This is a genomic window from Marinobacter sp. L-13, assembly GCF_056857715.1.
Genome location: NZ_JBSXNQ010000047.1, coordinates 46,575 through 70,384, shown reverse-complemented (window position 1 = coordinate 70,384; position 23,810 = coordinate 46,575). Strand labels below are relative to the sequence as shown.

General features: G+C 58.5%; 22 protein-coding genes. 16 read left to right on the top strand and 6 right to left on the bottom strand.

The window, feature by feature from the left end:
* Window positions 1-34 precede the first annotated feature (34 nt).
* The 16 genes from dnaE (at window position 35) to AC13DD_RS06830 (ending at window position 18,175) form a co-directional block, all read left to right on the top strand.
* Entirely contained in the window at window positions 35-3,517 is a 3,483-nt protein-coding gene (dnaE, locus tag AC13DD_RS06905) for a DNA polymerase III subunit alpha (protein ID WP_459420948.1), read from the top strand.
* Window positions 3,518-3,656: 139 nt separating this feature from the next.
* Complete coding sequence (gene accA / locus AC13DD_RS06900) at window positions 3,657-4,610, top strand: acetyl-CoA carboxylase carboxyl transferase subunit alpha (RefSeq protein WP_008172897.1); 954 nt, start codon at window positions 3,657-3,659, stop codon at window positions 4,608-4,610.
* On the top strand, window positions 4,594-5,943 hold the full coding sequence (tilS, locus tag AC13DD_RS06895; RefSeq protein ID WP_482931023.1) for a tRNA lysidine(34) synthetase TilS: 1,350 nt from the start codon (window positions 4,594-4,596) through the stop codon (window positions 5,941-5,943). The genes accA and tilS overlap by 17 nt, the downstream gene beginning before the upstream one ends.
* An 87-nt stretch (window positions 5,944-6,030) precedes the next feature.
* Window positions 6,031-7,659 (top strand): CTP synthase, encoded by a 1,629-nt coding sequence (locus AC13DD_RS06890; RefSeq protein WP_273017868.1) that lies wholly within the window; start codon window positions 6,031-6,033, stop codon window positions 7,657-7,659.
* 2 nt (window positions 7,660-7,661) lie between these two features.
* Window positions 7,662-8,507, top strand: a complete 846-nt coding sequence (kdsA, locus tag AC13DD_RS06885; protein WP_482931022.1) for a 3-deoxy-8-phosphooctulonate synthase — start codon at window positions 7,662-7,664, stop codon at window positions 8,505-8,507.
* Window positions 8,508-8,631: 124 nt separating this feature from the next.
* A complete protein-coding gene (gene eno / locus AC13DD_RS06880; RefSeq protein WP_482931021.1) occupies window positions 8,632-9,927 on the top strand; it encodes a phosphopyruvate hydratase in 1,296 nt (431 codons plus the stop codon).
* Window positions 9,928-10,132: 205 nt separating this feature from the next.
* Entirely contained in the window at window positions 10,133-10,405 is a 273-nt protein-coding gene (locus tag AC13DD_RS06875) for a septum formation initiator family protein (RefSeq protein ID WP_008172887.1), read from the top strand.
* 6 nt (window positions 10,406-10,411) lie between these two features.
* A complete protein-coding gene (ispD, locus tag AC13DD_RS06870; protein ID WP_482931020.1) occupies window positions 10,412-11,113 on the top strand; it encodes a 2-C-methyl-D-erythritol 4-phosphate cytidylyltransferase in 702 nt (233 codons plus the stop codon).
* Window positions 11,114-11,139: 26 nt separating this feature from the next.
* Window positions 11,140-11,619 carry a 2-C-methyl-D-erythritol 2,4-cyclodiphosphate synthase gene (gene ispF, locus AC13DD_RS06865; protein WP_482931019.1) on the top strand — a complete coding sequence of 160 codons (480 nt, stop codon included), beginning with the start codon at window positions 11,140-11,142 and terminating at the stop codon, window positions 11,617-11,619.
* Window positions 11,616-12,665, top strand: a complete 1,050-nt coding sequence (gene truD, locus AC13DD_RS06860; protein ID WP_482931018.1) for a tRNA pseudouridine(13) synthase TruD — start codon at window positions 11,616-11,618, stop codon at window positions 12,663-12,665. Before ispF ends, truD begins: the two co-directional genes overlap by 4 nt.
* Window positions 12,666-12,676: 11 nt before the next feature.
* Window positions 12,677-13,447, top strand: coding sequence for a 5'/3'-nucleotidase SurE (gene surE, locus AC13DD_RS06855; RefSeq protein WP_482931017.1), 771 nt, complete (start codon window positions 12,677-12,679; stop codon window positions 13,445-13,447).
* Complete coding sequence (locus AC13DD_RS06850; protein WP_014576717.1) at window positions 13,444-14,100, top strand: protein-L-isoaspartate(D-aspartate) O-methyltransferase; 657 nt, start codon at window positions 13,444-13,446, stop codon at window positions 14,098-14,100. The genes surE and AC13DD_RS06850 overlap by 4 nt, the downstream gene beginning before the upstream one ends.
* A gap of 2 nt (window positions 14,101-14,102) precedes the next feature.
* On the top strand, window positions 14,103-15,092 hold the full coding sequence (locus tag AC13DD_RS06845) for a polyprenyl-phosphate transporter (RefSeq protein ID WP_273017494.1): 990 nt from the start codon (window positions 14,103-14,105) through the stop codon (window positions 15,090-15,092).
* A 210-nt stretch (window positions 15,093-15,302) separates the two neighbouring features.
* Entirely contained in the window at window positions 15,303-16,193 is an 891-nt protein-coding gene (locus AC13DD_RS06840; RefSeq protein ID WP_273071122.1) for a peptidoglycan DD-metalloendopeptidase family protein, read from the top strand.
* Window positions 16,194-16,398: 205 nt separating this feature from the next.
* Window positions 16,399-17,394: an RNA polymerase sigma factor RpoS gene (gene rpoS / locus AC13DD_RS06835; RefSeq protein WP_008172872.1), complete on the top strand. Its 996-nt coding sequence runs from the start codon at window positions 16,399-16,401 to the stop codon at window positions 17,392-17,394.
* Between the two features lie 205 nt (window positions 17,395-17,599).
* Window positions 17,600-18,175, top strand: coding sequence for a chalcone isomerase family protein (locus AC13DD_RS06830; RefSeq protein WP_104271449.1), 576 nt, complete (start codon window positions 17,600-17,602; stop codon window positions 18,173-18,175).
* A 60-nt stretch (window positions 18,176-18,235) separates the two neighbouring features.
* Here the strand turns inward: AC13DD_RS06830 and nth are convergent, their stop codons facing one another.
* The 6 genes from nth to rsxB are packed head-to-tail and all read right to left on the bottom strand — an operon-like array spanning window position 18,236 to window position 23,804.
* Window positions 18,236-18,874, bottom strand: coding sequence for an endonuclease III (nth, locus tag AC13DD_RS06825; RefSeq protein ID WP_008172868.1), 639 nt, complete (start codon window positions 18,872-18,874; stop codon window positions 18,236-18,238).
* Between the two features lie 28 nt (window positions 18,875-18,902).
* Window positions 18,903-19,619, bottom strand: coding sequence for an electron transport complex subunit E (locus AC13DD_RS06820; protein WP_008172865.1), 717 nt, complete (start codon window positions 19,617-19,619; stop codon window positions 18,903-18,905).
* Window positions 19,620-19,621: 2 nt separating this feature from the next.
* Window positions 19,622-20,323 (bottom strand): electron transport complex subunit RsxG, encoded by a 702-nt coding sequence (rsxG, locus tag AC13DD_RS06815; RefSeq protein ID WP_482931016.1) that lies wholly within the window; start codon window positions 20,321-20,323, stop codon window positions 19,622-19,624.
* A gap of 2 nt (window positions 20,324-20,325) precedes the next feature.
* A complete protein-coding gene (gene rsxD / locus AC13DD_RS06810; protein ID WP_008172861.1) occupies window positions 20,326-21,375 on the bottom strand; it encodes an electron transport complex subunit RsxD in 1,050 nt (349 codons plus the stop codon).
* Window positions 21,376-21,396: 21 nt separating this feature from the next.
* The gene (gene rsxC, locus AC13DD_RS06805) at window positions 21,397-23,226 is read right to left on the bottom strand and encodes an electron transport complex subunit RsxC (RefSeq protein ID WP_482931015.1); all 1,830 of its coding nucleotides are present in this window, start codon (window positions 23,224-23,226) and stop codon (window positions 21,397-21,399) included.
* The gene (rsxB, locus tag AC13DD_RS06800) at window positions 23,226-23,804 is read right to left on the bottom strand and encodes an electron transport complex subunit RsxB (protein WP_088557582.1); all 579 of its coding nucleotides are present in this window, start codon (window positions 23,802-23,804) and stop codon (window positions 23,226-23,228) included. Before rsxB ends, rsxC begins: the two co-directional genes overlap by 1 nt.
* Between the last annotated feature and the right edge of the window lie 6 nt (window positions 23,805-23,810).

The following is a 23,810-nucleotide window of genomic DNA, read 5'->3' as shown; positions in this document are numbered from 1 at the left end:
CAACTGAATTACACAGCAGGAATAACCTGACGTTATGTCGCAGACTTTTGTACACCTCCGCGTCCATTCCGAATACTCCATGGTGGATGGCCTGGTCAGGGTTAAACCGCTGATAAAGCGCGTTGCCGAGCTGGGCATGCCGGCTGTTGGCCTTACCGAGCAATCCAACATGTGCTCGCTGGTTCGCTTTTACAAGGCGGCCATGGGCGCGGGCGTCAAACCCATCATTGGCGCCGATCTGTGGCTGGAAAATCCCGACGAGCCCGAGAATCCGTTCCGCATCACGCTGTTGGCGCGAGATAACGACGGTTATCTCAACCTCACCGAAATCATTTCCCTGGGGTATACCGAGGGGCAGCGGTTTGGCAAGCCGATCATCCAGCGCAAATGGCTTGAGGCTCGGCCGAACGGTTTGATTGCGCTCTCTGGTTCGAGAATGGGCGATGTGGGCAAGGCTTTGATGGCGGGCAAACCGGAATTGGCCCGCGAGCGCGCCCGTTACTGGATGGATTTGTACCCGGATAGCTACTACCTCGAGTTACAGCGCACCGGTCGTCCAGGAGACGAAGACTGCCTGCACCTGAGTGTTGAGCTGGCCGGTGCTCTTGGCCTTCCGGTGGTTGCCACTAACGATGTTCACTTCCTGGAGGCGGAAGACTTTGAGGCTCACGAGGCCAGGGTCTGTATTGGTGAGAGTCGTACCCTGGATGATCCGCGCCGTGATCGCCGGTTCAGTGACCAGCAGTACCTGCGCAGCGCCGATGAGATGATCGAGCTGTTCAGCGACATCCCGGAAGCAATCGAGAACACCGTGGAGATTGCCCGGCGTTGCTCGGTGAAGGTTCGGATGGGTGAGTATTTCCTGCCCAATTACCCGATTCCCGATGGCATGACCATGGACGACTATTTCCGGAAGGTCTCCGAGGAGGGGCTGGAAGAGCGGCTGGCCAAGACCCTCAGCAAGGACGATCCGGAATACGATGCCAAACGCGAGGCCTACTACAAGCGCCTGAACTTCGAGCTGGATATCATCATCCAGATGGGGTTCCCGGGCTACTTCCTGATCGTGATGGACTTCATCAAGTGGGCCAAGAACAACGGTGTGCCCGTGGGGCCAGGCCGGGGTTCCGGTGCCGGCTCGCTGGTGGCCTACGCCCAGCTGATTACTGACCTGGATCCACTAGAGTATGACTTGCTGTTCGAGCGTTTCCTGAACCCGGAACGGGTCTCCATGCCCGACTTTGACGTCGACTTCTGCATGGAAGGCCGGGACAGGGTAATCGAGTACACCGCCCAGAAGTACGGGCGAGAGGCGGTGTCGCAGATCATTACCTTCGGCACCATGGCGGCGAAGGCGGTTGTGCGGGACGTTGCCCGGGTTCAGGGCAAATCCTACGGTCTGGCTGACAAGCTGTCCAAAATGATCCCGTTCGAGCCGGGCATGACCCTGGAGAAGGCTCTGGAGCAGGAGCCACAGCTGGTCGAGTTTCTCGAGAACGACGAGGAAGCCCAGGAAATCTGGGAAATGGCCCTGAAGCTCGAGGGCGTGTGCCGGAACGCCGGTAAACACGCCGGCGGCGTGGTGATCGCGCCCACCAAGATCACCGATTTTTCGCCCCTGTACTGCGACGACGAGGGCGGAAGCCTGGTGACCCAGTTCGACAAGGGCGACGTGGAAGACGCCGGGCTGGTGAAGTTCGACTTCCTGGGCCTGCGGACGCTCACGATCATCAAGTGGGCGCTGAACATGATCAATCCGCGCCGGGAAAAGAAGGGCATGCAGCCGCTCGACATCAACGAGATTCCGCTGGATGACGTGCCCTCGTTCGACATGCTCAAAAAAGCGGAAACCACGGCGGTGTTCCAGCTGGAATCCCGGGGCATGAAGGACCTGATTCGCCGTCTGCAGCCAGACTCACTGGAAGACATGATCGCCCTCGTGGCCCTGTTCCGGCCGGGGCCGCTGCAATCGGGCATGGTGGACGACTTTATCGACCGTAAGCACGGCCGCCAACCCATGTCCTTCCCGCATCCGGATTACCAGTATGAAGGCCTGAAGCCGGTTCTGGAGCCCACCTACGGGGTTATCCTGTACCAGGAGCAGGTCATGCAGATCGCCCAGGTGATGGCCGGTTATACCCTTGGTAATGCGGACATGCTGCGGCGCGCCATGGGTAAGAAAAAGCCCGAGGAAATGGCCAAGCAGAAGCAGTTTTTCCTGGATGGCTGTGAGCAGAACGGGATCAACACGACCCTGGCCGAAAACATCTTTGACCTGGTAGAGAAGTTTGCCGGCTACGGCTTCAACAAATCCCACTCCGCCGCCTATGCACTGGTGTCCTACCAGACACTCTGGCTGAAAGCCCATTACCCGGCAGAATTCATGGCCGCGGTACTGACTGCCGATATGCAGAACACCGACAAGGTGGTCACGCTGGTAGAAGAGTGCCGGAACATGAAGCTGGATCTTCTGGTGCCTGACGTCAGCCGCTCGGAATACACTTTTACCGTCAACGACGAGGGCCAGATTGTGTATGGCCTCGGTGCGATTAAAGGCCTGGGCGAGGGCCCGATCCAGAGCATCGTCGAAGGGCGTGGTGATGGCGAGCCCTATCAGGATATTTTCGATTTTTGCCGACGCATTGACCTGAAAAAGGTCAACAAGCGCGCCATGGAAGCACTGATCCGGTGCGGCGCCATGGACAAGCTTGGCGCCAGCCGGGCTCAGTTGATGGCCAGCATCGATAAGGCCGTGCAGCAGGCCGGCCAGCAATCCCGTAACGAATCCGTTGGCATGATGGATATGTTCGGTGAAATGCTCGAGGCGGGCGACGGTGGCGATCCCTACGAGGATGTGGCCGGCGTGCGCGAGTGGCCCGAGAAGCAGCGCCTGAAGGGTGAGAAAGACACGCTGGGGCTGTACCTGACCGGCCACCCGTTTGATGAATACGAGAAAGAGGTTCGGCGGTTTGTCCGCTCCTCCATTGCCGATCTGAAGCCGAACAAGTCTCCCCAGCGCGTCGCCGGGTTGGTGGTTGCCCAGCGCACCATGAAAACCCGCACCGGTTCCACCATGTGTTTCATTACGCTGGATGACAGGAGCGCGCGGATAGAGGCGACCCTGTTCTCGGAAGCCTTCTTTGAAAATCGGGAGCTGTTGCAATCTGACCAGGTGATTGTGGTGGAAGGTCAGGTGAGCCACGACGACTATTCCGGCCAGATGAAGATGCGGGTGAGTTCAGTGATGGATGTCGCGAGTGCTCGCCAGCAGTTCAGTCGTGGGTTGAAGCTCAACCTGCACGCCGATCAGCTGCAGAACGGACTGCTGGAGAAACTGGACACCACCCTGAGGCCGTTCCGCTGTGATGGCAGTCCGGTCTGGATTGAGTACAGCAGCCCCGAGGCGTCCACCCGGATCGAGCTGGGTGAATCCTGGCGGGTGCAGCCGGATGACAACCTGCTACTGGAGCTCCGTTACCTCGTAGGCGACCAGTCGGTAGAACTGGTCTATGATTGAGTAAGCTGAAAATTAAAAGTTTGTCAGATAGCGGACTCATACCAATGTCCGCTTTAGCCACTGACCGGGCGCTGCTATCTTTGTGTAAATTCTGGTTTGGCGGAGCATTTTCCCGCCTGGCAAAAAATGATGGAACATCATGAACCCTAACTATCTGGATTTCGAACAGCCAATCGCCGACCTGGAAGCCAAGATTGAAGAGCTTCGGATGGTTGGCAATGACACCGACATCAATATCACCGACGAGATCACCCGGCTGAAGAAAAAGAGCGTCAGCCTCACAGAGAGCATTTTCTCCGATCTCAAACCCTGGGACGTTGCCCGACTGGCTCGCCATCCCCGCAGGCCCTACACCCTGGACTACATCGAATCCATGTTTGAGGATTTCGATGAACTGCACGGCGATCGCCGTTATGCAGACGACCTGGCGATCGTAGGGGGTACTGCCCGGCTGGACGACAAGCCGGTGATGGTGATTGGTCATCAGAAGGGCCGGGAAGTACGGGACAAGGTCAAGCGTAACTTCGGTATGCCCCGTCCGGAGGGCTATCGCAAGGCCCTGCGGCTGATGGAAATGGCCGAGCGGTTCAAGATGCCCATTCTCACGTTCATCGACACGCCGGGTGCCTATCCCGGCATTGGTGCGGAAGAGCGTGGGCAGAGCGAGGCCATTGCCTTCAACCTGGCCGTGATGTCCCGCCTCAAGACACCCATTATCTCCACGGTGATCGGTGAGGGCGGTTCCGGTGGCGCGTTGGCCATCGGTGTCTGTGACCAGCTGAACATGCTGCAGTATTCCACCTACGCGGTGATTTCCCCAGAGGGCTGTGCGTCGATCCTCTGGAAAAGTGCCGAATACGCTGCCCAGGCGGCGGAGGCCATGGGTGTTACGGCTGACCGGCTCAAAGATCTGGGGCTGGCGGATAACGTGGTAACCGAGCCCCTCGGCGGTGCTCACCGCAACCCTGAAAAAATGTCGGAATCCCTCAAAGAGGTTCTGGCGAAAGGCGTCGCTGAGCTCAGCCGCCTGCCACTGGATGAGCTGGTATCCCGCCGCTACGAGCGGCTGACCCGCTATGACACCGGGCGCTGAGCCCGGTTCAGGATTCCGCTGGCCGGAGGCCCTGTGTGCCCCGGTCAGAGAACTCCCCGATCACACCCGTCTTTGGGTCGCCCTGAGCGGCGGCCTCGATTCCACCCTGTTATTGCACCTGGCAGCCCACTGCCATGGCTGTTCCGGCGCTGTCCGGGCGATCCATATCAATCATCAGCTTCAACCCAATGCATCGGATACCGAGTCGTTTTGTCGCGGTGAATGTGAGCGACTTGGCGTGCCGCTTGTGGTTGAGCGGGTAACCGTCGATGGTGGCCGTAGCTCGGGTGCGGGTATAGAGGAAGCCGCCCGCAAGGCCCGCTATGCCGCCCTCGAGGCGCTGGTCGGGAAGGGCGACCTGGTCTTGATGGCTCACCATGGGGATGACCAGGCGGAAACCGTTCTGTTCCGGATGCTCAGGGGCAGCGGTGTGGCCGGGCTCGCGGGCATGCCGGCCAGTCGTGAGCTGGGCACCGCGACCCTCGTCCGGCCCCTGCTCGGGTTTGAGAGGGCCGAACTCGAGCGCTGGGCCCGGGTCGCTGGCCTGTCATGGGTTGATGACCCCAGCAATACCGACCAGCGATTTGACCGGAATTTCCTCCGTCACACTGTGTTGCCGCTCTTGCGGGATCGCTGGCCGGGGTTGAATCGCAGGCTGCGGCACACGGCGGAATCCTGTGGCGAGAGCGAAGCGCTGAACCGCAAGCTGGCCGCTTTGCAGTGGCAGGCAATCGGCGGCGACCAGGACCGTCTCCCCGTTAATGGCCTGAAAACACTGCCTCTGGCGGAGCAGAAGAATCTGGTCCGTTGGTGGGCACGGGAACGCGGGTTTCATGCGCCCACCCCTGGTGACTGGCAGCAGGTCATTCGGGACCTGCTGTTTGCCGCAGAGGATCGGGAGCCGGAGTTCCGGTCCGACGGTTTCAGTCTGCGGCGTTTCCAGGGTGATCTTTGCCTGGTTCCCGACCGCGGCCCGTTACCGGATGCTCCGGTCGATCTCGAGCCGGGGGAGGGCGTGGCGTGGGGAGAGTGGTCCCTCAGGTTGGAATCTGTCGTTACCCCGGAACAGTCGTTGCCGCCAATACGGATATTTACGAGGCAGGGTGGCGAGCGGGTCCGTTTCCGTCCCGATGGGCCGTCCCGTTCGCTCAAGAAATGGCTGCAGGAAGTCGGCGTTCCACCCTGGGAAAGGGCCCGTCTGCCGCTGGTTTTCGCGGGTTCAGAGGGCGCAGCAGAGCTCATTGCCATTGGCGATTTATGGTGTTCTGAACAATACTCGGGAGGCGCCCATGCCGCCGGTTGGCGGCTGGTCATAGAGCGGGAATGTGATTGAGTCAATGGGGCCTTTCTGGTAGTCTGGCGTCCCATCTTGAGATGACAATCTCCCTCCTTCACCGAACCAGACAATCACGGAATCTGCATGACGCGTTATATTTTCGTCACCGGCGGTGTCGTGTCCTCCTTGGGGAAAGGTATCGCATCAGCCTCTCTGGCTGCGATCCTCGAGGCACGCGGCCTGAAGGTCACTATTCTCAAGCTGGACCCGTACATCAACGTGGACCCCGGCACCATGAGCCCGTTCCAGCACGGTGAGGTTTTTGTCACCGAGGATGGCGCGGAAACAGACCTCGATCTGGGCCACTACGAGCGCTTCATCCGCTCCCCGATGAGCAAGCGCAACAACTTCACCACCGGTCGGGTGTACGAGGAAGTAATCCGCAAGGAGCGCCGTGGCGACTACCTGGGGGGAACTGTGCAGGTAATCCCCCACATCACTGACGAGATCAAGCGCCGGGTCGTTGAAGGTGCTGCTGGCGCCGACGTAGCGCTGATCGAGATTGGTGGCACGGTAGGCGATATTGAATCCCTGCCGTTCCTAGAAGCCTGCCGCCAACTGAAGGTTGAAGTCGGTCCCCAGCGTGCACTTTTCATGCACCTGACCCTGGTTCCGTACATTGCCACTGCGGGTGAGATCAAGACCAAGCCCACCCAGCACTCGGTCAAGGAAATGCGCTCTATCGGCCTGCAGCCGGATATCCTGCTGTGCCGCTCCGAGCACGAGGTGGACGCCAGTTCACGTCGCAAGATTGCCCTGTTCACCAACGTCGAAGAGCGGGCCGTTATTCCTCTCCAGGATGCCAAATCCATTTACGCCATTCCTCGCATGCTCTATGAGCATGGCCTGGATCAGCTCGTTATCGAACGATTCGGCCTGGATGCACGTCCTGCGGACCTCAGTGAGTGGGACAACGTTGTTGAATCACTGATGAATCCCGAGCAGGAAGTGACCATTGCCATGGTTGGCAAGTACATGGAGCTTCTCGACGCGTACAAGTCGCTGATCGAATCCCTGCTGCACGCCGGCATCAAGACCCGCACCAAGGTCAATATCAACTACATCGATTCCGAAGACATCGAGCGTGATGGCACCGGTGCGCTGGCCAGTGCCGACGCGATTCTGGTGCCGGGCGGTTTCGGTGAGCGCGGCGTGGAAGGCAAGATCCGCACGGTTCAGTATGCCCGTGAGAACAAGGTGCCTTACCTTGGCATCTGCCTGGGTATGCAGGTTGCTGTAATTGAATACGCGCGGAACGTGGCCGGCCTGACCGACGCTCATAGCACAGAATTCCGCGAGCACACGCCGGAGCCGGTGGTGGGCCTGATCACCGAATGGCTGGATTCCACCGGAGAGCGCGAAGAGCGTACGGAAGAATCTGATCTTGGCGGGACCATGCGTCTCGGCGCCCAGGATTGCGTGCTTACCGAAGGTTCCACCATTGCCAACTGCTATGGCAAGAAAACCATTCGCGAGCGTCATCGCCATCGTTACGAGGTCAACAACCACTTCCTGCCAAAGTTGGAAGAGGCCGGTCTTCAGATCTCAGGTCGTTCGACCGATGGTCGTCTGGTCGAAGTGGTTGAAGCGCCGGATCATCCCTGGTTTGTCGCCTGTCAGTTCCATCCGGAATTTACTTCCACGCCCAGGGACGGCCACCCGTTGTTCAAAGGCTTTGTTGAGGCAGCACTGGCCTGCAAGAAGGAATCCTGAGTATGGCGCAGAGCACCGTAAACGTTTCGGGAATCGACGTCGCCAACCACAAGCCATTTGTGCTCTTTGGTGGCATGAACGTCCTCGAGTCGCCGGAACTGGCCATGGAAGTGGCCGAGGCTTATGTTGAAGCCACCGGCAATCTCGGTATCCCCTACGTTTTCAAGGCGTCTTTTGATAAGGCCAACCGCTCGTCGGTGAATTCCTTCCGCGGCCCCGGCCTGGAGAAAGGTCTTCAGATGCTGGCGGACATCAAGAGCAAGTTCGGTGTTCCCATTATTTCGGACGTCCACGAGCCGGCCCAGGCTGCTCCGGCAGCCGAAGTCTGTGACATCATCCAGCTGCCGGCTTTCCTGAGCCGCCAGACGGACCTGGTGGTCGCCATGGCGAAAACCGGTGCGGTGATCAACATCAAGAAGGCCCAGTTCCTGGCTCCCCAGGAAATGAAGCACATCATCACCAAGTGCGAGGAAGCCGGCAACGACAAGGTGATCCTGTGTGAGCGGGGCAGCAGCTTCGGTTACAACAACCTGGTTGTCGACATGCTGGGCTTTGGCATCATGAAGGCCATGAACGTGCCGGTGATGTTCGACGTGACCCACTCCCTGCAGATGCCGGGCGGACGAGCCGATTCCGCCGGCGGCCGCAGGGCCCAGGTGACGGATCTGGCTCTGGCAGGTATGTCCCAGGGCCTGGCCGGCCTGTTCCTGGAAGCCCATCCGGACCCGGACAAGGCCAAATGCGATGGCCCCTGCGCTTTGCGGCTCAGTCAGTTGGAGCCCTTCCTGCAGCGGGTGAAAGCTGTGGATGACCTGGTAAAGAGTTTTAAACCTATCGACACCGCCTGATTGGCGGTGTTGGCGTTTTACGCGGACTATGGGAGCGAGCGGGAACGGCCCTGCGAAAATGTAGAGGGCCGTTCCCTCTCGCTCTGACTCCCAAATTTGAACATGAACTTGGAGACAGAGAAGAATGACCAAGATTGCCAACATCAAGGGCCGTGAGGTTCTGGATTCCCGCGGTAACCCGACTGTCGAAGCAGACGTTATCCTCGAAGACGGAACGGTGGGCAGTGCTTGTGCGCCGTCAGGTGCGTCTACCGGTTCCCGCGAAGCGCTGGAACTGCGTGACGGTGACGCCTCCCGCTACCTTGGCAAAGGTGTTCTGAAGGCTGTGGAAGCCGTGAACAGCAAGATCCGTGATGCACTGGTAGGCAAAGATGCAGCTGATCAGCGTGCTCTGGATCAGATCATGCTGGACCTCGACGGTACCGAGAACAAGGCCAACCTGGGCGCCAACGCAATTCTGGCGGTTTCCCTGGCGGCGGCCAAGGCTGCAGCTATCTCCCTGGGCAAGCCGCTGTATGCGCACATTGCAGACATCAACGGTACCTCCGGCGAGTTTTCCATGCCGGTGCCGATGATGAACATCCTGAACGGTGGCGAGCACGCGGATAACAACGTTGATATCCAGGAGTTCATGGTTCAGCCGGTTTCCGCCAAGAGCTTCTCTGAAGCCCTTCGTGTTGGCGCGGAGATTTTTCACAGCCTGAAGAAAGTGCTGAAGGCCCAGGGCCTGAACACGGCGGTGGGTGACGAGGGCGGTTTTGCTCCCAACCTGCCCTCCAACGAAGCCGCACTGGCAGTGATTCAAGAAGCGGTCGAGAAGGCCGGTTACAAGCTGGGTACCGATGTGACGCTGGCCCTGGACTGTGCGTCTTCCGAATTCTACAAAGATGGCCAGTACCAGCTGTCCGGTGAAGGCAAGAGCTTCGATTCCGAAGGCTTTGCCGATTACCTGGCAGGTCTGTGTGAGCGATATCCGATTGTCTCCATTGAAGACGGCATGGACGAGAGCGACTGGGATGGCTGGAAGGTGCTGACCGACAAACTGGGCGCCAAGGTTCAACTGGTTGGTGACGACCTGTTTGTGACCAACACCAAAATCCTGAAGCAGGGTATCGAGAAGGGCGTGGGTAACTCCATCCTGATCAAGTTCAACCAGATCGGCAGCCTGAGCGAAACCCTCGATGCCATCAAGATGGCCCAGGATGCCGGTTTCACCGCCGTGATTTCACATCGTTCCGGTGAAACCGAGGACACCACCATTGCCGATCTGGCGGTGGCGACCTGCGCCGGCCAGATCAAGACCGGTTCCCTGTGCCGCTCGGATCGTGTTGCCAAGTACAACCAGCTGCTGCGCATCGAAGAAGCGCTGGACGGTAAGGCGCCTTACCGCGGCCTGAGCGAGATCAAAGGGCAGGGCTGATCGACTGATCCCACCGGTTCTGGCAGAGTGTCTGGCCGGTAATTGGCGAAAAACTGTTAAGGCCATCGTGTTCTGGGCGAAATTCCGGACATGATGGCCTTTTTGTACAGGCAGTTAGAAGAATTTGTTGCTAATCTACTCTAAGGTCTATACTCAACGTCCGGCGTTGGTATTTTGATTGATTGAATTTTGAACGGAATCGGCAATGAAGTTGCTCTGGACCTTAATGGTGGTTGTGATTCTCCTGCTGCAGGTGCGCCTGTGGGTCGGGGAGGGCAGCTTTGCGCAGGTATGGGCTCTGGAGCAGTCCATTGCCGAGCAACGTGAAGAAAATGCCGAGCTGGCTACCCGCAATGAACGTCTCTATGCGGAAGTCAGAAATCTGCGTAACGAGCAGGGCGCCGTTGAAGAACGGGCCAGAATGAACCTCGGCCTGATAAGAGACGACGAGACCTTTTTCCTGGTTGTTGAAAACTGATTGTCTATGCCTTCCCCGAGACTCTGGCTGATTGTTCCTGCCGCCGGCATCGGCCAGCGTATGCAGGCTGAGCAACCGAAACAGTACCTTCGGATTGGCGAGCGTTTCATTCTCGACATCACCCTTTCCCGACTCATGGATTCCGCGCCTTTTTCCGGCTGCATGGTGCCATTGCACCCGGCCGACCATTGGTGGCCGGATACCGAAGCCAGCGGCGATAGCCGAATCCAGACCTGTACCGGCGGTTCCGAAAGAGCTGGTTCGGTGTTGTCGGCGCTGCACGCCATGGCGGAACAGGTGAAAGATGACGACTGGGTTCTGGTGCACGATGCGGCGAGGCCCTGCCTTCACATCCGGGATCTTTCCAATCTGATTGACCGGCTCTACAGCCATCCTGTCGGGGGGCTGCTTGCCTCGCCGGTTGCCGACACTTTAAAGAAAGCCGGTACTGCTGAGCTTACGGAAGTGATTGAGACCGTTGATCGCAGGGGGTTGTGGCGGGCTCTGACGCCCCAGATGTTTCGCTACCGTGTTCTTGTTGATTCTCTGGAGGCAGCCCTTGCCCGAGAGCTTCCGGTGACCGATGAGTCCTCCGCGGTGGAGTTTTCCGGTAACATGCCGGTGCTGGTCGAAGGGCGGCCGGACAATATCAAGATCACCGTGCCCGCAGATCTGGCACTGGCAGGCTTCATTCTGAGCCAATTCTGAACTTTCGGAGTGTTCCGGAGCACATTATGCGTATTGGTCAGGGCTTCGATGTCCACGCCTTCTGCGAAGGCGACTCTGTGATTATTGGCGGCGTAAACATTCCGCATTCCCACGGGCTCAAGGCTCATTCTGATGGTGATGTCCTGCTGCATGCGTTGGCAGATGCATTGCTGGGCGCTGCCGCGCTTGGCGATATCGGGCATTTCTTCCCGGACACCAGTGACGAGTGGGCAGGGGCCGACAGCAGGGACCTTTTGCGTCGGGTTGTGAACCGGGTCCGGGACGAGGGCTTCTCCGTCGTTAACGTGGATACCACAATCATTGCCCAGGCTCCCAAGATGGCACCCCATATTGATGCCATCCGTTTGAACATTGCCGAAGATCTGGGCGTGCCGGCCAGTCGTGTCAGCGTGAAAGCCACCACCACGGAAAAGCTGGGTTTTACGGGGCGCGGGGAAGGCATTGCCTGCCAGGCGATCTGCCTGCTTGAACCGGTGGAATCTTGAGCAACTGGCGCCTTGACTGGCCAACCTCCGGCGGCGGTCGTATTGCCTCTGGCCGCCTGAAAACCGCCCCGGGCGATTTCATTGTCGACGAATTGCTGGAGCTGCCGGAGGGCAGCCCGGCCGTCGAGGGAGAGGTAATCGCAGGCACTGGCGAGCATCTTTGTTTGAAACTGGAGAAAGTGGGTGATAACACAGAGTATGTTGCCCGCGAATTGGCCAGGATCGCCGGGTGTCGTCACTTTGATGTCGGTTTCTGTGGGCTCAAGGATAGGCATGCTGTGACCCGCCAGTGGTTCAGTCTGTACCGTCCCGGAAACGAGGATCAGGACAACGCTCTGATCCGGGAGATTGGCCTGCGCTGGCCGGTTCTGGCGGTTTCGCGGCAGGCGCGGAAATTGCGGCGCGGGGAGCACAGGGGTAATGGCTTCACGATTACCCTGAGGGCCGTCTCCGGTGAGCACCAGGTTATTGACCGAGCGCTGGAGCGTCTGGGCGATATTGGGGCTCCAAACTACTTTGGCCCCCAACGGTTTGGCAATGATGGCGCTAACCTTGACCGTGCGGTGCATCTCGATCCCGCTACCCTGAACCGACGTGGCCGGTCCGGTGGAAAAGGCCGGGGTGGCAAAAAGCGAGCTGGCAGCGACGGCTCGAAAAACGTATTGTATTTTTCGGCAGCGCGCTCCTGGCTGTTCAATGAGGTGCTGGCAGCTCGGGTAGACGATGGCAGCTGGGCCGAGTCAGGAGCGACAGGTCCACTGTGGGGTGACGGCGGCACCACTGCTTGCGGGCCCCCGGAAACCTTCGAGCGGGGCATTGTCGCGCAAACCCCGGAACTGGCCGCCCTGTTTTCGGTCACCCGGATGAAACCGGAGCGAAGGCCATTGGCGGTAAAACCGGAGAGCCTCTCCTGGCAGTGGGTCGCTGAGGACTGTCTGGAGCTGGCGTTTTTTCTTTCGCCCGGCCAGTACGCGACAACGATTTTGAGTGATATTTTCGAGCTTGAGGACATGAGCCTCGGCCGACACAACGAACAACAAGGCTAGCGGAGAACACTGTGCGTATTCTGTTGTCGAATGATGACGGCGTTCATTCACCGGGGCTTATAGCCCTGTTTGATGGCTTAAAAGGACTGGGTGAGCTTGAGGTCGTGGCGCCTGACCGGGATCACAGCGGCGCCAGTAACGCCCTGACGCTCAATCGCCCCCTGACGGTTGAGGAACATCCCAACGGTTTTCGTTCGGTCGATGGAACACCGACCGACTGCGTCCATCTGGCGGTGAACGGATTGTTCCGTGAGCCGTTCGACAGGGTGGTGTCGGGTATCAACACCCACGCCAACCTAGGCGACGACATTATCTACTCCGGTACCGTTGCTGCGGCAACCGAGGGTCGCCACCTCGGACTTCCCGCCATTGCCGTCTCCCTTGTCAACGATGGCCACTTTCACTACGAGACCGCCGCCCGGGTTGTCCGGGTGCTGCTCGAGAACGAGCGTCCCCTGGTGCTGGGGTCTCGCTCCATTCTCAACGTGAATGTCCCGGATGTTCCCTGGGAGGAACTGGCTGGCATTCGGGTGACGCGCCTCGGCCACCGGGAACGGGCAGAGGGTGCCGTCCCGATGACCTGTCCTCGCGGCAAAGAGCGTTACTGGATCGGGGCGGCAGGTGTCGGCGGTGACGCCGGTCCCGGCACTGATTTCAATGCCGTACGTGAAGGTTATGTCTCGGTTACCCCGGTTCACATCGACATGACCCGGCATGAGGCGCTCTCACGGCTCCGGGATTGGGTCGATACCCTGGAGGTTTCGCTGGAGGGGCGGGGATGACAGCGCAGCTCGAAGGCATCGGGATGACCTCCCGACGCACCCGGATGCGACTGGTTCAGCGCCTCAGGGAAGCCGGCATCGAGTCGGACCGGGTACTTGAGATTATGGGAGAGGTGCCACGGCACATTTTCCTGGATGAGGCGCTTTCCCATAGGGCCTACGAAGATACATCGCTACCGATTGGCTACGGCCAAACCTTGTCACAGCCCTACATAGTGGCCCGCATGACTGAATTAATGCTTGCCCACGGGCCCTCACGGGTCCTGGAGCTTGGCACCGGGTCCGGTTACCAGACCTCTGTGCTATCCCGTCTGTTCGCCGAAATCTACAGCGTCGAGCGTATCAAGGCGCTTCAGGACAGGGCCCGGGACCGGTTGCGACAACTGAACGCCAGAAACGTGTTCCTGAAACATGCTGATGGTGGCATGGGCTGGCCTGAACGTGGCCCTTTCGACGGTATTATCGTGACCGCAGCGCCCATTGAAGTTCCAGCCGAATTGCTCGCCCAACTGGCAGACGGTGGCGTGTTGATTGCCCCTGTCGGTGAGGAGAATCAGGTGCTGGTGCAGGTAACCCGGCGGGGAGATCGCTTTGATCACAAGGAGCTGGAACCGGTCCGGTTTGTGCCGCTTCTGGGCGGGGTTGTCCGATAATCATGGTCGACTCTTCAGAAAGTAAACCAAACCCGGACAGCGATATTGCACGCAGCCACCACCCTGCAGCCGTGTTTCTTCGGGGAATCGCCATGGGTGCCGCTGATATTGTTCCAGGGGTTTCCGGTGGTACCATTGCCTTCATCACCGGTATCTATTTCCGCCTCCTGGAAGCTATCAACGCGGTTCCGGGAGCAGTTTTCCATGACTTGATTCGCGGCCGGTTCAGCCGGTTCTGGCATGCCTGTGACGGAACTTTTCTGGTCGCCTTGCTGGCGGGCGTCCTGACCAGTATTGCTACCCTGGCATCTGGGATCAGCTATATGCTGGTGGCCTACCCGATCCTGATCTGGAGCTTTTTCTTTGGATTGATCGTCGCTTCGGTGTGGCATGTCGGGCGCCAGGTGCGACACTACAAGCCCGCACTGCTGGTTCCGCTGTTGTTCGGCATTGTTATCGCGTGGTGGATAACCACCCTGTCTGCCAGCGAAGTCGCGCCTTCTACTCTGGCGTTCTTTGGTGCCGGAGCGCTGGCCATCTGCGCCATGATTCTTCCTGGCATCTCGGGCAGCTTTATCCTGGTGATTATTGGTATGTATGCGCCCGTGCTCGCCGCGATCAAATCGTTGGACGCGGGCATTCTGCTTCTGTTTATGGCAGGTTGCGTGGTGGGTCTTTTATCCATCGCCCGCCTGATCACTTGGGCGTTCCACCATTTTCATGATCTCGTGCTCGCCTTGCTCACCGGCTTCATGATCGGAGCGCTCAACAAGGTTTGGCCCTGGAAGGAGACTCTCAGTTGGCGTATCAACAGCTCCGGTGAACAAGTTCCCCTGAATGAGACGAGTATCTGGCCCTCTACCTTTGCAGAGCAGGCCGGCCAGGATCCCCAGGTGCTATTTGCCCTGCTCATGGCGGCGGCCGGTTTTGCCCTCGTTCTGCTGGTGGAGTGGCTCGGTTCCCGGCATGGAGAGGTCGCACCATCGAGGTGATTTGAGGCGACTGTGTGCGAAGAGTGTTACCTAACGCACAAAACGGGTGTTTCTGGAGGTAACAAGGGAGGTCGGTCAGTAACTTGGCTTCCCGAGAAAAATGTGCAATATATTAGCAAGTTACTATAAAAACTTTAGAAACTGCTTCGACAACCGACAGCGGTTATACGGATTTTTCATAACTGGGTCAGTTTTATTCCTGTGAGATTCATGCGTGGGCTCATCACTGCCGTTTCACCGGCGTCCCCGCGGTTCCCGTCCGGTGCCTCAGAGCCTGATCGCCCCGCGAAAAAGGTGCTGGCCAGCCGCCTTGCACTCCTGCCCCTCATGGCCCTGCTGCTGCTTTCCGGCTGTAACACGCCGGCACTCTACCAGGACGACATTTACAATCCCCCGGTCTATTGGGGCCGTCACGTCGTCAAACCCGGTGAAACCCTTTACAGCATAGCCTGGCGGTATGGTCGGGACTACCGCGAGCTTGGCGACGCCAATGGCATTGGCCCGCCCTGGAATCTCAAAGCGGGTCAGGTGATTCGTCTGGATCTTCGCGGAAGTGTAACCTCGGGCAGTCAGACTACAGCAGCCAAAAAGCCGTCTGGATCGCAACCGCCGAAAACGGCGAGTCGTGCTTCGCCTCCAAAACAGACAGCTGCCACGGCACCCAAACCTGCGGTGACGAGAGCAGCGAACAAGGGCGCGCCGCTCGCTTCCCAGACCCAGACCGTGGCCCGGATTGAATGGCGCTGGCCTCACGTTGGCACTGTAATTGCTGGATATTCAACATCCGGAAAAGTCAATAAAGGTATTGATATTGCCGGGCAAGCCGGGGATGCTGTAAGAGCTGCGGCCACCGGGAATGTGGTCTACGCCGGCAACGGGTTGCTTGGATACGGCAACCTGATTATCGTGAATCACAACGAGCACTATTTAAGTGCTTACGCTCACAACCGGAAGATTCTGGTGCAGGAAGGGGAGGATGTGAAAGCCGGGCAGGTGATCGCAGAGCTCGGTAGCAGTGGCGCTGAACGACCCATGTTGCATTTTGAGATTCGTAAAAATGGTAATCCGGTTGACCCAGTCCATTATCTGCCGCCGCGCTAATGAATGACGCAGTCAGCAGGCTGCCCTGATCGCACACCCTGGCACTGACAAAACACCGCGTTCGCAAGAAAAACAAGAACGGTAAAGGCCATGACAGGCCGACCAACAAAATGTCCTGAAGAAAAAAGTGTGAAGACAAAGACGTCCGCAATAACAAGAAGTATCGGGCGAACATCCAGGATTATTGAGAGGCGGGGCAAGACAAATGTCAGCAGAGCAAGAAGACATCATCATTGATCGTGTATCGGACATGGACGATGCCGAGGATCAGTTGTTAGCAGAAGAGAAAGTTGAAAAAGAGCCCACCGAAGAAGTGGCCGAAGTAGAAGAGGACATCCCCACCCAGGGACGTTATTTCACCAGTCAAAAGCAGCTGGATGCCACTCAGCTGTATCTCAACGAAATTGGTTTTTCCCCCCTGCTTACGCCGGAAGAAGAGGTCTATTTTGCCCGTCTGGCACGCAAGGGAGAGGAGTCCGGCCGCAAACGGATGATCGAGAGCAACCTTCGCCTTGTGGTGAAGATCGCACGACGTTACGTGAACCGCGGGCTGACCCTGCTGGACCTGATCGAAGAGGGCAACCTTGGCCTGATCAGGGCGGTGGAAAAGTTTGATCCGGAGCGGGGTTTCCGATTCTCCACCTACGCCACCTGGTGGATTCGCCAGACCATTGAGCGGGCCATCATGAACCAGACCCGCACCATCCGTCTGCCGATTCATGTGGTCAAGGAACTCAATCTGTATCTCCGTGCAGCGCGGGAACTGACCCAGAAACTGGATCATGAGCCCTCGGCGGAGGAAATCGCCAGAATGGTCGATAAGCCCGTGGCCGACGTCAAGCGGATGTTGGGTCTCAATGAGCGCGTCGCTTCCATGGACACTCCCATTGGTGCCGGTGGCGAAAAGTCGCTTCTGGATACCGTAGCGGATGAAGGGGCTTCGGATCCGGCGGATCTCCTGCAGGACAACAATATGTGTTCCTGCCTGGAGAAGTGGATTGACCAGCTTAGCGACAAGCAGCAGGAAGTTCTGTCACGCCGTTTTGGTCTGCGGGGCTACCCGGTGAGCACGCTGGAGGAAGTCGGCCAGGAGATTGGTCTGACCCGTGAGCGAGTAAGACAGATCCAGGTCGAGGCGCTTCGTCGTCTTCGTGAGATCCTGGAGAAGGAAGGCCTGTCCGGAAACCTGCTGTTCAAGTAACGTCTTTCTTTTCTTTCGATCCAAAGCCGGCCAGGGAATCCCTGGCCGGCTTTTTTGTGTTTCAGGATCGCCCCAAATGAGAACCAGGGCGCGTCCCGCCCGCCAGCGCCGTTGATAGAATGCCGTGACCGGGCGGGGATAAGGGTGTCGAAACCCGGTGCACGAATGAAACACGTCAATAATAACGATCGAAAAGGAAAGGACTATGAAGAAGGCTCTTACAACCGGTTTTGCGGCTCTGACGCTGACGGCCCTGCTGTCTGCTCCAGCCGCAGCACTCACCGTGGAAGGTGTTGATGTTCCGGATACCTATTCCGCCATGGATACCGAACTGACGCTTAATGGCGCAGGTACCCGTTCCAAATGGTTCATGGACCTGTATGTCGGCGGTCTGTACGTTCCCGAGACCATCGACGATGGTGAGGCCGTGATTAACGCAGATGAGCCCCAGGCCATCACTCTGCACATTATCTCCGGCATGATTACCAGCGAACGCATGACAGAAGCCACCCTGGAAGGTTTCGAGGCCTCCACCGACGGCGATATGGCATCTATCCAGGAGGATGTGGACCAGTTTATGGCGGTCTTCCAGGAAGAAATCACCGAGGGTGACGTTTTCGATCTGGTGTACCTGCCGGGCGAAGGCGTGCGGGTCCTCAAGAACGGCGAGCAAAAGGACACGGTTGGCGATCTGGCCTTTAAAAAGGCCCTGTTCGGAATCTGGCTGTCCGATAAGCCGGCGCAGAAGGATCTGAAGGAGAAAATGCTGGGTCAGCGCTAACCGCGGCTTGGCGTCTGAAACAAAAAGCCGGCAAGATGCCGGCTTTTTTAAGCCGAGGATTCAGAGATAATCCCGTTTCTGCTTGAACTCGCACAGGTCCTCAATGATACAGGCGCCGCATTTCGGTTTGCGGGCGGTACAGGTATAGCGCCCGTGCAGAATGAGCCAGTGGTGCGCGTCCAGCAGAAACTCTTTTGGCACCAGGCGCATCAACCGGTTCTCCACCTCCAGAACGTTCTTGCCGGGCGCAATGCCGGTGCGGTTCGACACGCGATAGATGTGAGTGTCCACCGCCATGGCCATGTGGCCGAAGGCGGTGTTCAAGACCACGTTTGCGGTTTTGCGACCGACCCCGGGCAACGCCTCCAGATCCTCCCGCCGCTCCGGCACCTGGCCGCCGTGTTTCTCAATCAGGATTCGACAGGTCTTGATCACGTTCTCGGCCTTGCTGTTAAACAGGCCAATGGTCTTGATGTACTCCTTCAGGCCATCGACTCCCAGGGCCAGGATGGCCTCTGGGGTGTTGGCGACCGGGAACAGCTTGTCAGTAGCCTTGTTGACACCCACATCCGTGGCCTGGGCCGAAAGAATAACGGCAATCAGCAGCTCGAACGGGCTGGAATAGTTCAGCTCGGTGGTCGGGTTGGGGTTGGCCTCCCTGAGGCGGGTGAAGATCTCAATGCGTTTCTGTTTGTTCATCAGCTCTCAGTCTTGTGCAAGTGCGGACTCAGGATACGTTCCCGGTAACCCGGACCCGCTTGCTGCCTGCTGCTACAGGCGCTGGTTCATGTGCCTTGCGGCGCTCTTCCAGATGGTTGTCGATACCATTTTTGAGCGCGATCAGCAGTCCTAGCCCGATAAAGGCGCCGGGCGGAAGAATCATGAACAGCATATCCGGGTAGTTGTCGAAGGGGCGGATCACCCAATCGGCAGCAACGGGGCCCAGCAGCAGGTGCATGTCCACAAACAGAGTGCCCTGTCCGATAAGTTCCCGAAGGCCGCCCAGAACAACCAGCACCGCCAGAAAGCCAAGGCCCATCATGGCGCCATCCAGCAGTGCCGGAAGTGGTGGATTTCTGGAAGCAAAAGCGTCAGCCCGGCCGAGGATGGCGCAGTTGGTGACGATCAGTGGAATGAAGATGCCAAGAATCAGATAGAGCTCATAGGTGAAGGCCTGCATGAGCAATTCGGCGCAGGTTACGAATGAAGCGATGATCATGACGAATGCGGGCAGGCGCACAGACTCGCTTACGAAATTGCGAATCAGTGACACGGCAAGATTGGACCCCATGAGCACCATGAGTGTAGCCAGCCCCAGCCCGATGGCATTAACAACGGTACTGGTCACGGCCAGAAGCGGGCAGAGCCCAAGCACCTGGACGAGGGCCGGGTTGTTGTCCCAGAGCCCGTCGCGGATGATTTCGCTCGATGATTTGGTTGCCATGATCAGGAATGCTCCGTATTGGACGATTCGCCGGCAATCGCTTCAGGGTTCAGGATCTTGTCTCTCGGTGACGGCTCTTCGTTGAGCCGCTCCCGGATAATCTGACGGTTTTCCCGAAAATAGATCAGCGCTTTCTGAACCGCTTTCACTACAGCCCTTGGCGTGATGGTCGCGCCTGTGAACTGATCGAATTCTCCACCATTCTTTTTAACGTTCCACTCCCGGTGCGGTGGTTTGCCCAGCGAGCGGCCATCGAAACTCCTGATCCAGTCGGATTTGCGGGTTTCGATCTGGTCTCCCAGCCCCGGCGTTTCCTTGTGACTGGTTACCCTCACTCCGAGAATGGTCCCCGTCATGTCCACTCCCACGAGGAGATGAATCTTGCCGGAATACCCGTCGGGTGCCACTACGGGCATTATCATGCCAATGGGCTGCTCGTTCTGTCGAGCTACCCAGACGTTCAGAGGGCCGGGCTGTGCCAGGCGCTCACTGGCAGGCAACTGTACCGTATCCCTGAGCAGGTCGTTGTTGTGCCGGCTTTCGGGAATGATTTCATACAGGGCCTGGGCCTCTGCGCGGGCGGCCTGTTCACGAATTCGCTCTTCCGTGGCCACCTGGGTTACGGCAATGGTGCCGCCGGTGATCACGGCGAACAGGCCGAGCCCGATGGCGCTGCGGCGGATGGACTTTGCAACTGCAGCCATGATTACCCCTGGCTCCCCGGTACACCCCGACGGGCCTTGTGGTGGCCGTAAGTGCGTGGAGGTGTGTAATGATCAATGAAAGGAACGGCAAAATTCATCAGCAGAACGCTGAACGCCACGGCGTCGGGATAATTGCCCCAGGTGCGGATCAGGTAGATCAGAATGCCAATTCCCGCTCCATAGATGAGTTTCCCCTGGTGGCTCGTAGCTGCTGACACCGGGTCGGTAGCGATAAAAAAGGCGCCGAGCATGGTCCCGCCTGCAAGCAGATGCAGGGATAGTGGTGCATAGAGGTCGGCATTGTTGCCAAAGGCCAGGCTCATTACGATCATCCCACCAAGAAATCCTGTCGGAATGTGCCAGGTAATGATCCGCAGGGCGATGAGCAGAAGGCCTCCTGCCAGAAATGCCGCATTGACCCATTCCCAGCCTCTGGCGATACCCTCACCAAACGTTGGGTGGTTCAGCACCTCGGTTGCTGTGTGGGTGGTGATCTTGTGTTTGTACTCGTCAAGAGGCGTTGCCATTGTCCAGCCATCGACCGCTGTTTGCTGGCCGGAGGCTATGGTTGCCAGGGTCTCGCCAAAGCCCGGAGCACCGTCCCAGAGCATGGCGGGCTCTGCCCAGTTCGTTGTCATCGCAACCGGAAAAGACACCAGAACCAGGGCGTAACCAACCATGGCAGGGTTGAAAGGATTTGAGCCCAGCCCGCCATAGAGTTGTTTGGCCACAACGATAGCCGAGATCACTGCGACCGCAGATACCCACCAGGGCGCAAACTGGGGCAGCGACAGAGCCAACAGAAGGCCGGTGACGGCGGCGGTATTGTCTTTGATGAAGAAGGCAACCGGCTTTTTTCTGAGCTTGAGCAGGGCAGCTTCAGAGGCGATCGCCAGGGCAATACAGAAGACCACGTTGATCAGGTTGCCCCAGCCGAAGAATAGCGTCTGGGCCAACAGGCCAGGCAAGGCCGCAATAAGCACCCATAACATCACGCGGGATGTTGGCCGGGCCTTGTGGGCGTGTGGCGATGACTGCTGAACAAATGCCATGGATGTGTTGCCTGATCTCGTTTAGTGGGTTGTCTGGGATTCAGTCGGACCGGCGGCCAGCTTTTCTCTGGCCTCAGACAGCGCCTCTTCCGCTCTTTGCACCCGATCGTGATTCTTGGCCACGGCCCTCTCCAGCTTCTCGACGTTGTCTGCCTGCTGGGCTTTGGCGTCATCAAGCATGCCTTGCATGGTTTCCAGCTTGGACCTGGCCTGCTCCAGCTGCTTCTCAAGGGCCTCGATGTCGGGCTTTTCTTCGGTCGGCGGTGCACTGGGGGCAGGCGACTGGGACGCTTGTGCCTTTGCTTTCTTACGGGCCAGGGCCTGCTCCACAAGCGCCGACTTGGCGGCACGTTCGTCAACAGCCTGACCTTCGGCGGCCGCTTTCTCCGCCTCTGCCTGTTTTTTCGCGGCTGCTTCGGCTGCGGCCTGCGCCCGCTCCTTGCGCCTCAGTTCTTTCTCCTGTTGCTCGCGCTCGAGGCGTTCCTGGCGTGCCTCGAAGCGTTCCCGGGCCCGGTCGGCTTTCAACTGTTCTGCCTGTTGGGCACGGATTTCACCCTTGGCGAACCGATAGTACTGAACCAGCGGAATCGAACTCGGGCAAACATAGGAACAGGCGCCACATTCTATGCAGTCAAACAGGTTCAGGTGCTCCGCCTTTTCAAATTCGGTGGCCTTGGCGTGCCAGAAAAGTTGCTGCGGCAACAGCTCCATGGGGCAGGCTTCGGCGCACTGGCCACACCGGATGCAGGGTTGTTCCGGTGGTGGTGCCGGCAGTTCAGCTGCCGTTGCCGCAATCACGCAGTTGGTGGTCTTGATGACCGGTACCGCTTCGGTCGTGAGTGTGTAACCCATCATGGGGCCGCCAAGCACCAGGCGGCTGACCGCATCCTGGTTAACACCAGCCTGCCCGAGCAGATGCTCAATCGGTGTGCCAATAAGCGTTTCGAAGTTGCCCGGTTCCCGAACGGCTTCCCCCGTGATGGTAACGATTCGGGAAATCAGCGGCGTACCCTCCAGGACCGCATTTGCCACGGCAACGGCGGTTCCGATGTTCTGGCACATCACGCCGATATCAGCGGGAATTCCGCCGCTGGGCACTTCCATGCCGGTCAGTATCTGGATCAGCTGTTTCTCGCCACCTGAGGGATACTTGGTGGGAACAACCGCAATTTCGGTCTGGGTGCCTTCGGTGGCTTTTCGCAGCGCGGCAATGGCTTCGGGTTTGTTGTCCTCAATACCGATCACGCAACGCTCGGGGCGCAGAATCCACGCCATGATTTTCAGCCCGGCAACCACCTCGTCGGCCTTTTCCCGCATGGTCATGTCATCAGCGGTGATATAGGGCTCGCATTCTGCGCCGTTCAGAATGAGCGTGCTGACCTTGCGATCCCTTGGTGGCCGGAGTTTGATATTGGTGGGAAAGCCGGCTCCACCCATACCGGAAATACCGGCATCACGGATAATTTGCAGAACCTCGTCGCGCTCCAGAGAACGATAATCCGCCACTGGACTGCGCTGGCACCATTGGTCCTCGCCATCCGGTTTCAGGGTGATGCACCGGTCCGCCATACCTGAGGGATGGGGGACAGGGAAGTCGGCGATGCTCTCGATCACTCCGGATGTCGGTGCATGAACGGGAACGCCCATGCCGGTTTTAACGTCGGCAATTTTCTGGCCCTTCAAGACCCGCTCACCGATCTCAACAATGGCCTCCGCCGGATCACCGATGTGCTGCTGAAGTGGCAGAACCAACTGGGCAGGCATGCCCGCATCGCGAATCGGACGCGCGGTCGAGATGTCTTTGTGTTCCGGAGGATGGATACCGCCGGAGAAGTCCCAGAGTTGAGTCATCAGGCACTGGCTCCCTGGCGATCGGTGGCAATGAGTCCGGATTTGGGCGGTGTCCAGGTCCAGGTACGAATATCGGGTTCCACCGTCACCATGTCGATGCAGTCCACCGGGCAGGGATCAACACACAGATCGCAGCCGGTGCATTCGCTCTCAATGACCGTGTGCATGTGCTTGGCGGCGCCAAGAATGGCGTCCACAGGGCAGGCCTGGATGCACTTGGTGCAACCAATGCATTCGTCCTCACGAATCACCGCAACCCGTTTGACCTGTTCAACGCCGTGTTCGGCATCCAGGGGTTCCGGTTCCACATCCAGCAGGTCTGCCAGTGCCTTGATGGTAGACTCGCCGCCCGGCGGGCATTTGTTGATCGGTCCCCCCTCGGCAATGGATTCGGCGTAGGGCCGGCAACCGGGATAGCCGCACTGGCCACACTGGGTCTGGGGAAGAAGGGCGTCAATCTGATCCACCAGCGGGTTGCCCTCCACCCTGAACCGTTCGGCCGCAAATCCGAGCAGGCCGCCGAAAACAACGGCCAGGGCCAGAAGCACCACAACGGCAACAAGAACGCTTGTCCACATAACCTG

Coding starts and splice junctions, on each gene's coding strand:
- AC13DD_RS06830 (WP_104271449.1), top strand. CDS start 17,600: ATGAAGAAGGCTCTTACAACCGGTTTTGCGGCTCTGACGCTGACGGCC.
- kdsA (WP_482931022.1), top strand. CDS start 7,662: ATGGCGCAGAGCACCGTAAACGTTTCGGGAATCGACGTCGCCAACCAC.
- dnaE (WP_459420948.1), top strand. CDS start 35: ATGTCGCAGACTTTTGTACACCTCCGCGTCCATTCCGAATACTCCATG.
- AC13DD_RS06875 (WP_008172887.1), top strand. CDS start 10,133: ATGAAGTTGCTCTGGACCTTAATGGTGGTTGTGATTCTCCTGCTGCAG.
- nth (WP_008172868.1), bottom strand. CDS start 18,874: ATGAACAAACAGAAACGCATTGAGATCTTCACCCGCCTCAGGGAGGCC.
- tilS (WP_482931023.1), top strand. CDS start 4,594: ATGACACCGGGCGCTGAGCCCGGTTCAGGATTCCGCTGGCCGGAGGCC.
- rsxC (WP_482931015.1), bottom strand. CDS start 23,226: ATGACTCAACTCTGGGACTTCTCCGGCGGTATCCATCCTCCGGAACAC.
- AC13DD_RS06850 (WP_014576717.1), top strand. CDS start 13,444: ATGACAGCGCAGCTCGAAGGCATCGGGATGACCTCCCGACGCACCCGG.
- rpoS (WP_008172872.1), top strand. CDS start 16,399: ATGTCAGCAGAGCAAGAAGACATCATCATTGATCGTGTATCGGACATG.
- accA (WP_008172897.1), top strand. CDS start 3,657: ATGAACCCTAACTATCTGGATTTCGAACAGCCAATCGCCGACCTGGAA.
- AC13DD_RS06890 (WP_273017868.1), top strand. CDS start 6,031: ATGACGCGTTATATTTTCGTCACCGGCGGTGTCGTGTCCTCCTTGGGG.
- AC13DD_RS06820 (WP_008172865.1), bottom strand. CDS start 19,619: ATGGCAACCAAATCATCGAGCGAAATCATCCGCGACGGGCTCTGGGAC.
- rsxG (WP_482931016.1), bottom strand. CDS start 20,323: ATGGCTGCAGTTGCAAAGTCCATCCGCCGCAGCGCCATCGGGCTCGGC.
- rsxB (WP_088557582.1), bottom strand. CDS start 23,804: ATGTGGACAAGCGTTCTTGTTGCCGTTGTGGTGCTTCTGGCCCTGGCC.
- eno (WP_482931021.1), top strand. CDS start 8,632: ATGACCAAGATTGCCAACATCAAGGGCCGTGAGGTTCTGGATTCCCGC.
- AC13DD_RS06845 (WP_273017494.1), top strand. CDS start 14,103: ATGGTCGACTCTTCAGAAAGTAAACCAAACCCGGACAGCGATATTGCA.
- AC13DD_RS06840 (WP_273071122.1), top strand. CDS start 15,303: ATGCGTGGGCTCATCACTGCCGTTTCACCGGCGTCCCCGCGGTTCCCG.
- ispF (WP_482931019.1), top strand. CDS start 11,140: ATGCGTATTGGTCAGGGCTTCGATGTCCACGCCTTCTGCGAAGGCGAC.
- ispD (WP_482931020.1), top strand. CDS start 10,412: ATGCCTTCCCCGAGACTCTGGCTGATTGTTCCTGCCGCCGGCATCGGC.
- rsxD (WP_008172861.1), bottom strand. CDS start 21,375: ATGGCATTTGTTCAGCAGTCATCGCCACACGCCCACAAGGCCCGGCCA.